Here is a 6,337-nt window from a genome sequence, read left to right on the forward strand (position 1 = left end):
CATCGCTCCTTAGAGTACTTCGGGAGCCAGCGAGATGATCTTCATGTGGTTCTTGGCGCGAAGCTCGCGCGGAACCGGTCCGAAGATACGGGTGCCGATAGGCTCTTTCTTGTTGTCGATCAGGACAGCGGCGTTGCTGTCGAAACGAATGACGCTGCCATCGGGGCGGCGGATGTCCTTGGCGGTGCGAACAACGACCGCCTTCATCACATCACCCTTCTTCACGCGGCCGCGCGGAATAGCTTCCTTGATCGAGACGACGATAACGTCGCCAACGGAAGCGTACTTGCGCTTGGAGCCGCCCAGCACCTTGATGCACATGACACGACGTGCGCCGGAATTATCCGCGACGTCGAGGTTAGTCTGCATCTGAATCATGTCAGGTCGCCTTCTTGTTTTACCAGACCGGTTGGGCCAATCCCGATCAAGGAAAGGCCCCCTGTTCCAGCATATGGAAATTCATGTCTTCGCGCGGGAAGATGTGTTGCCAGGGTGGTTTCCCTTCGGCGAACCGACGGACCTTCCGTGCGCTCAAAGCAAAAGACGCTCGTGATTCCGAGCGTCCTTGCGCTGCTTCATACAGGTTTTCGCGCCAGACGCAAGGGCCGGCGCGAAATCAGCTGTTTTTAAGCCTGGGCCGCGACGACGGTCCAGCGCTTGTCCTTAGAAATCGGGGCGCATTCCTGGATGGAAACGACGTCGCCGACCTTGTACTGGTTGGTTTCGTCATGCGCCTTGTACTTCTTCGACCGGCGAACGGTCTTCTGAAGCAGGGGATGGGCAAAACGGCGTTCGACGCGCACGACAACGGTCTTGTCGTTCTTGTCGCTGACAACAGTGCCCTGCAGAATGCGTTTCGGCATATTTTTTGGTCCTTAGGCCTTGGCTTCTGCCGCCTTCTGGCGGGCAATGGTCTTGACGCGTGCGATGTCCTTGCGGACTTCGTTGATGCGCGAGGTCTTCTCAAGCTGGCCGGTGGCCTTCTGGAAGCGCAGGTTGAACTGCTCCTTCTTCAGCTTGGCAAGCTCTTCGTTGAGCTGATCGGCGCTGAGCGCCTTGACGTCTGCGGCTTTCATGGCGCTCGCTCCTTACTCTGCAATGCGCTGTACGAAGCGCGTCTTGACCGAGAGCTTGGCCGAGCCGAGACGAAGCGCCTCGCGGGCGATCTCCTCGGAGACACCGTCGATCTCGAACATCATACGACCGGGCTTGACCTTGGCTGCCCAGTATTCGACCGAACCCTTACCCTTACCCATACGGACTTCCGTGGGCTTGGCGGTGACGGGAACGTCGGGGAACACGCGGATCCACACACGGCCGGCACGCTTCATGTAACGGGTGATCGCACGGCGGGCCGCTTCGATCTCGCGAGCGTTCACGCGGTTCGGTTCCTGAGCCTTCAAGCCGAACTCGCCGAAGGCGAGCTCGGAGCCGCCCTTGGCGACGCCCTTGATGCGGCCCTTGAACTGCTTGCGGTACTTGGTACGCTTTGGCTGCAACATTTTTTTACTTCTCCGATATTGGCTGCCAAACGCGACTGTTACGCGTTTTCACGACGACGGTCGCCGCGATCACCGCGTTCGCGGCTTGCGGGACCCTGGCTGTCACTTTCGCTCGCGCGACGCTCAGAGGCCATCGGATCGTGCTCAAGGATTTCGCCCTTGAAGATCCAGACCTTGATGCCGCAGATACCGAATGCGGTTTCGGCTTCAGCCGTACCGTAGTCGATGTCCGCACGCAGCGTGTGAAGCGGAACGCGGCCTTCGCGGTACCATTCGGTACGTGCGATTTCCGCACCGCCGAGACGGCCGGCGCAGGTGATCTTGATGCCTTCGGCGCCAAGACGCATGGCCGACTGAACAGCGCGCTTCATCGCACGGCGGAAAGCCACGCGACGTTCGAGCTGCTGGGCGATCGACTGTGCAACGAGGGTTGCGTCGACTTCCGGCTTGCGCACTTCAACGATGTTGAGGTGCGTTTCGGAGTTCGTCATCTCGGAAAGCTTCTTGCGGAGCTTTTCGATGTCTGCACCCTTCTTGCCGATGATCAGGCCCGGACGAGCCGAGTGGATCGTGACGCGGCACTTCTTGTGCGGACGCTCGATGACGACCTTGGCGATACCAGCCTGCTTCAGTTCATCCTGAACGAACTTGCGGATCTTCAGGTCTTCGTGAAGCAGCTGGCCGTATTCGGCATTGTCGGCGAACCAGCGGCTGTCCCAGGTACGGTTGATGCCGAGGCGGAAGCCGATCGGATTAATCTTCTGGCCCATTATGCGGCCTCCCCTTTGGCTTCGACTTCACGGACGACGATCGTCAGATGCGAGAACGGCTTCTCGATCCGCGATGCACGGCCGCGGCCACGAGCGTGGAAACGCTTCATGACGATCGACTTGCCGACATAGGCTTCGGCGACGACAAGGCTGTCGACGTCGAGATCGTGGTTGTTTTCTGCGTTTGCGATCGCGGATTCGAGCGTCTTCTTGACGGTCTCGGCGCTACGCTTGCGCGAGAATTCAAGTTCTGCAAGGGCGCGATCGACCTTCTTGCCGCGGATGAGCGCAGCAAGCAGGTTGAGCTTCTGGGGGCTGACGCGGATCGTGCGCGCAACGGCCTGCGCCTCATTATCCTTCAGCCGACGTTCGGCTTTAGCCTTACCCATCGTTACTTCCTCTTCGCCTTCTTGTCCGCGCCGTGACCGTAATAGGTCCGCGTCGGAGCGAATTCACCAAACTTGTGGCCGACCATGTCTTCATTGACGGCCACCGGGATGTGCTTGGAGCCGTTGTAGACACCGAAGGTCAATCCAACGAACTGCGGCAGGATCGTGGAGCGACGGCTCCAGATCTTGATAACTTCGCTGCGACCGCCTTCACGAACCTTCTCAGCCTTCTTGAGAAGATAGCCGTCAACAAACGGGCCTTTCCATACTGAACGAGCCATTTCTGACTAACCTCTCTTACTTCTTCTTCAAGTGGCGCGAGCGCATGATGAACTTGTCGGTCGACTTGTTCGAGCGGGTCCGCTTGCCCTTGGTGGGCTTGCCCCACGGGGAAACCGGGTGACGACCACCGGAGGTGCGGCCTTCACCACCACCATGCGGGTGGTCGACGGGGTTCATGACGACACCGCGGTTGTGCGGGGTCTTGCCGCGCCAGCGCGTGCGGCCGGCCTTGCCGTCGTTGATGTTGCCGTGTTCCGGGTTGGACACCGCACCGATCGTTGCGAGGCAGGACGAGTGAACCAGGCGCTGCTCGCCGGAGTTCAGGCGAAGGATCGCCATGCCCTGGTCGCGACCGACCAGCTGGACGAACGTACCGGCCGAACGGGCGATCTGACCACCCTTGCCGGGCTTCATCTCGACGTTGTGGACGATCGAACCGACCGGCATGTACTGCAGCGGCATGGTGTTGCCGGGCTTGACGTCAACGGCCTTCTCGGACGCGATGACCTTGTCGCCGACTGCCAGGCGCTGCGGCGCCAGGATATAGGCCTGCTCGCCGTCGGCATAGTTCACCAGAGCGATGAACGCCGTGCGGTTCGGGTCGTATTCCAGACGCTCGACCGTGCCTTCGACGTCGAACTTGCGACGCTTGAAGTCGACGAGACGGTAGGTACGCTTGTGACCGCCGCCGATGAAGCGGGCGGTGATGCGACCTGCGTTGTTACGGCCACCGCTCTTGGAGAGACCCTCGGTCAGAGCCTTTACGGGCTTGCCCTTGTAAAGGCCCGACCGGTCGACGATGACCAGCTGGCGCTGGCTCGGAGTGGTCGGGTTGTAGCTTTTCAATGCCATTTTCTTGTTTCCTCTTTAGCCGACTGCTCGATTAGAGCCCGGTGGAGACGTCGATGGACTGACCGTCAGCAAGCGTGACGATCGCCTTCTTGACATCTCCCTGCCGGCCGGCGAAGCCGCGGAAACGCTTTACCTTGCCCTTGCGGACGAGCGTGTTCACAGCCGTGACCTTGACGCCGAAGAGAGCTTCCACGGCAGCCTTGATTTCAGGCTTGGAAGCGCGCTTGGCGACGTTGAAGACGATCTGGTTGTTCTCGGATACCAGCGTCGACTTTTCGGTGATCGAAGGAGATACGATCACATCGTAGTGGCGAAGATCCGTCATTTGAACCGCTCCTCGAGGGCTTCTACAGCAGCCTTGGAGAGCACGAGCTTGCCGCGGCGCAGGATATCGTAAACGTTGATGCCCTGGATCGGCAGTACATCCACGTTCGGGATGTTGCGTGCTGCGAGCTTGAAGTTGCCGTCAAGTTCAGCGCCGCCGATGAAGAGGACATTGGTGAGGCCGAGCGAAGCGAACGTTGCGGCCAGAGCCTTCGTCTTTGCTTCTGCGGCGACGAGGTCGTCGATGATGATGACGTCGTCAGCCTTGATCTTGGCCGAGAGAGCGTGACGCAGGCCGAGCGCGCGAACCTGCTTGGGCAGGTCGTGAGCGTGGCTGCGGGATACCGGGCCGTGGGCCTTGGCACCGCCGCGGAACTGCGGAGCGCGCGCCGAATGGTGACGAGCGCGGCCCGTACCCTTCTGCTTGTACATCTTGGAGCCGGTGCGCGAAACTTCGCCGCGGGTCAGCGACTGGTGCGTGCCCTGCTGCTTCTTCGCGAGCTGCCAGCGAACGACGCGGGCGATGATGTCTTCGCGCGGCTCGAGGCCGAAGATCGCGTCGGAAACGGAAACCTTGCCGGCGTCCTTCCCTGCGAGGGTCGTGACTTTGAGATCCATGATCAGGCTCCCTTACTTAGCTGCGGCGCGCACGGCGGCCGGACGCGGAGCGTCGGACGGGGTGCCGGACTTGACGGCGTCGCGAACAACGATCCAGGCGCCCTTGGAGCCGGGGACCGCGCCCTTGACGAGGATGAGACCGCGCTCTTCGTCGGTGGAGACGACTTCGAGGTTCTGGGTGGTGACGCGCGTCTGGCCCATGTGACCAGCCATGCGCTTGCCCTTCCAGACCTTGCCCGGGTCCTGGTTGTTACCGGTCGAACCGTGCGAACGGTGCGAAACGGAAACGCCGTGCGTTGCACGAAGGCCGCCGAAGTTGTGGCGCTTCATGGCGCCGGCAAAGCCCTTACCGATCGTGGTGCCGGTAACGTCGACCAGCTGGCCGGCGACGAAATGGCTGGCGGTCAGTTCCGCGCCGATTTCGATGAGGTTGTCTTCCGATACGCGGAACTCGACGAGCTTGGCCTTCGGCTCGACGCTTGCAGCGGCGAACTGACCGCGCAGCGCCTTTGCCGTGTTCTTCACCTTGGAAGAGCCGGCGCCGAGCTGAACGGCCGTGTAGCCGTTCTTGTCCTGCGTACGCTGAGCAACGACCTGGACGTTATCCAGTCGCAATACTGTTACGGGGATGTGCTCACCTGCGTCGTTATAGACGCGAGTCATCCCTACTTTCTGTGCAATCACACCTGAACGCATGGTTCAATCCTCTTAGAAGTCCTGGCGGGATCGTGACGTCCCGTCATGCCTCTTGGTTTAAGGATTCCACTCGGGCCTCGAGGCCGTCGGGTTTCCCGTTTTTAGAAGACGTCGGCTTTCGCCACGTACCTTCCTTGTTATTCGGCTTGCGCCAGGACTTAGAGCTTGATCTCTACGTCCACACCGGCCGCTAGGTCGAGCTTCATGAGAGCATCGACCGTCTGCGGCGTCGGATCTACGATGTCGAGCAGGCGCTTGTGGGTGCGCATCTCGAACTGTTCACGGCTCTTCTTGTCCACGTGGGGCGAGCGGTTGACAGTGAACTTTTCAATACGGGTCGGGAGCGGAACGGGGCCGCGGACGCTTGCGCCGGTGCGCTTTGCCGTCGACACGATCTCGCGCGTGGAGGCATCAAGGATCCGGTGGTCAAACGCCTTGAGGCGGATGCGGATGTTCTGGCCGTTCATACGACTTTTCCTTAGTTCGTTATTCGCGCGATTCTCTTGGGGAATCCGCGTTTTTGATTCTGGCGGTTCCATAAAGGAACACGCACGAAAACACAATTGCCGAAAGGCCAGTCCGCTAAATTTTCAAAGACCGGAGGGGCAGGATGTCTCCTGCCCTTCCTATTTCAGCGGCCTTGGGGCCTTCAGTCTTACTCGACGATGGAGGCGACGATGCCTGCGCCGACGGTACGGCCGCCTTCGCGGATGGCGAAGCGCAGCTTTTCTTCCATCGCGATCGGAACGATCAGCTCGACGTCAACGGTCACGTTGTCGCCCGGCATGACCATTTCCGTGCCTTCCGGCAGCGAGACGATGCCCGTCACGTCCGTCGTGCGGAAGTAGAACTGCGGACGGTAGTTCGTGAAGAACGGCGTATGACGGCCGCCTTCTTCCTTCGT

At 60.4% G+C, this 6,337-nt stretch carries 13 protein-coding genes; all 13 read right to left on the minus strand.

Translation table 11 applies throughout. The features are described 5' to 3' along the window. Positions 1 to 9: 9 nt before the first annotated feature. Entirely contained in the window at positions 10 to 378 is a 369-nt protein-coding gene (rplN, locus tag B5M41_RS13900; protein WP_117372293.1) for a 50S ribosomal protein L14, read from the minus strand. A gap of 248 nt (positions 379 to 626) precedes the next feature. Beyond that, positions 627 to 863: a 30S ribosomal protein S17 gene (rpsQ, locus tag B5M41_RS13905; protein WP_117372292.1), complete on the minus strand. Its 237-nt coding sequence runs from the start codon at positions 861 to 863 to the stop codon at positions 627 to 629. Between the two features lie 12 nt (positions 864 to 875). Continuing rightward, a complete protein-coding gene (gene rpmC / locus B5M41_RS13910; protein WP_024270441.1) occupies positions 876 to 1,076 on the minus strand; it encodes a 50S ribosomal protein L29 in 201 nt (66 codons plus the stop codon). 12 nt (positions 1,077 to 1,088) lie between these two features. Beyond that, positions 1,089 to 1,502 (minus strand): 50S ribosomal protein L16, encoded by a 414-nt coding sequence (gene rplP / locus B5M41_RS13915; protein ID WP_024270440.1) that lies wholly within the window; start codon positions 1,500 to 1,502, stop codon positions 1,089 to 1,091. A gap of 38 nt (positions 1,503 to 1,540) precedes the next feature. Further along, positions 1,541 to 2,272, minus strand: coding sequence for a 30S ribosomal protein S3 (gene rpsC, locus B5M41_RS13920; protein WP_064329856.1), 732 nt, complete (start codon positions 2,270 to 2,272; stop codon positions 1,541 to 1,543). Next, positions 2,272 to 2,661, minus strand: a complete 390-nt coding sequence (gene rplV / locus B5M41_RS13925) for a 50S ribosomal protein L22 (RefSeq protein ID WP_134649049.1) — start codon at positions 2,659 to 2,661, stop codon at positions 2,272 to 2,274. Before rplV ends, rpsC begins: the two co-directional genes overlap by 1 nt. Positions 2,662 to 2,663: 2 nt before the next feature. Further along, positions 2,664 to 2,942, minus strand: a complete 279-nt coding sequence (gene rpsS / locus B5M41_RS13930) for a 30S ribosomal protein S19 (protein WP_023517272.1) — start codon at positions 2,940 to 2,942, stop codon at positions 2,664 to 2,666. Positions 2,943 to 2,958: 16 nt separating this feature from the next. Then, positions 2,959 to 3,795, minus strand: coding sequence for a 50S ribosomal protein L2 (gene rplB / locus B5M41_RS13935; RefSeq protein WP_134649048.1), 837 nt, complete (start codon positions 3,793 to 3,795; stop codon positions 2,959 to 2,961). 31 nt (positions 3,796 to 3,826) lie between these two features. Then, positions 3,827 to 4,120, minus strand: coding sequence for a 50S ribosomal protein L23 (locus B5M41_RS13940; protein ID WP_117372286.1), 294 nt, complete (start codon positions 4,118 to 4,120; stop codon positions 3,827 to 3,829). Then, entirely contained in the window at positions 4,117 to 4,737 is a 621-nt protein-coding gene (rplD, locus tag B5M41_RS13945) for a 50S ribosomal protein L4 (protein ID WP_134649047.1), read from the minus strand. Before rplD ends, B5M41_RS13940 begins: the two co-directional genes overlap by 4 nt. 12 nt (positions 4,738 to 4,749) lie before the next feature. Beyond that, positions 4,750 to 5,433, minus strand: coding sequence for a 50S ribosomal protein L3 (rplC, locus tag B5M41_RS13950; RefSeq protein WP_024270438.1), 684 nt, complete (start codon positions 5,431 to 5,433; stop codon positions 4,750 to 4,752). A gap of 158 nt (positions 5,434 to 5,591) precedes the next feature. Next, on the minus strand, positions 5,592 to 5,900 hold the full coding sequence (gene rpsJ / locus B5M41_RS13955; protein ID WP_003507767.1) for a 30S ribosomal protein S10: 309 nt from the start codon (positions 5,898 to 5,900) through the stop codon (positions 5,592 to 5,594). A gap of 188 nt (positions 5,901 to 6,088) precedes the next feature. Further along, positions 6,089 to 6,337, minus strand: a 249-nt coding sequence (locus B5M41_RS13960; RefSeq protein WP_461675936.1) for an EF-Tu C-terminal domain-related protein, incomplete at its 5' end; no start/stop codon positions are given.

It is taken from the genome of Shinella sumterensis, from assembly GCF_004514425.2.
In the GTDB taxonomy this organism is placed as follows: Bacteria; Pseudomonadota; Alphaproteobacteria; order Rhizobiales; family Rhizobiaceae; genus Shinella; species Shinella sumterensis.

Coding starts and splice junctions, on each gene's coding strand:
- rpmC (WP_024270441.1), bottom strand. CDS start 1,076: ATGAAAGCCGCAGACGTCAAGGCGCTCAGCGCCGATCAGCTCAACGAA.
- rplC (WP_024270438.1), bottom strand. CDS start 5,433: ATGCGTTCAGGTGTGATTGCACAGAAAGTAGGGATGACTCGCGTCTAT.
- rplD (WP_134649047.1), bottom strand. CDS start 4,737: ATGGATCTCAAAGTCACGACCCTCGCAGGGAAGGACGCCGGCAAGGTT.
- rplB (WP_134649048.1), bottom strand. CDS start 3,795: ATGGCATTGAAAAGCTACAACCCGACCACTCCGAGCCAGCGCCAGCTG.
- rplV (WP_134649049.1), bottom strand. CDS start 2,661: ATGGGTAAGGCTAAAGCCGAACGTCGGCTGAAGGATAATGAGGCGCAG.
- rplN (WP_117372293.1), bottom strand. CDS start 378: ATGATTCAGATGCAGACTAACCTCGACGTCGCGGATAATTCCGGCGCA.
- rpsQ (WP_117372292.1), bottom strand. CDS start 863: ATGCCGAAACGCATTCTGCAGGGCACTGTTGTCAGCGACAAGAACGAC.
- rpsS (WP_023517272.1), bottom strand. CDS start 2,942: ATGGCTCGTTCAGTATGGAAAGGCCCGTTTGTTGACGGCTATCTTCTC.
- rplP (WP_024270440.1), bottom strand. CDS start 1,502: ATGTTGCAGCCAAAGCGTACCAAGTACCGCAAGCAGTTCAAGGGCCGC.
- B5M41_RS13940 (WP_117372286.1), bottom strand. CDS start 4,120: ATGACGGATCTTCGCCACTACGATGTGATCGTATCTCCTTCGATCACC.
- rpsJ (WP_003507767.1), bottom strand. CDS start 5,900: ATGAACGGCCAGAACATCCGCATCCGCCTCAAGGCGTTTGACCACCGG.
- rpsC (WP_064329856.1), bottom strand. CDS start 2,272: ATGGGCCAGAAGATTAATCCGATCGGCTTCCGCCTCGGCATCAACCGT.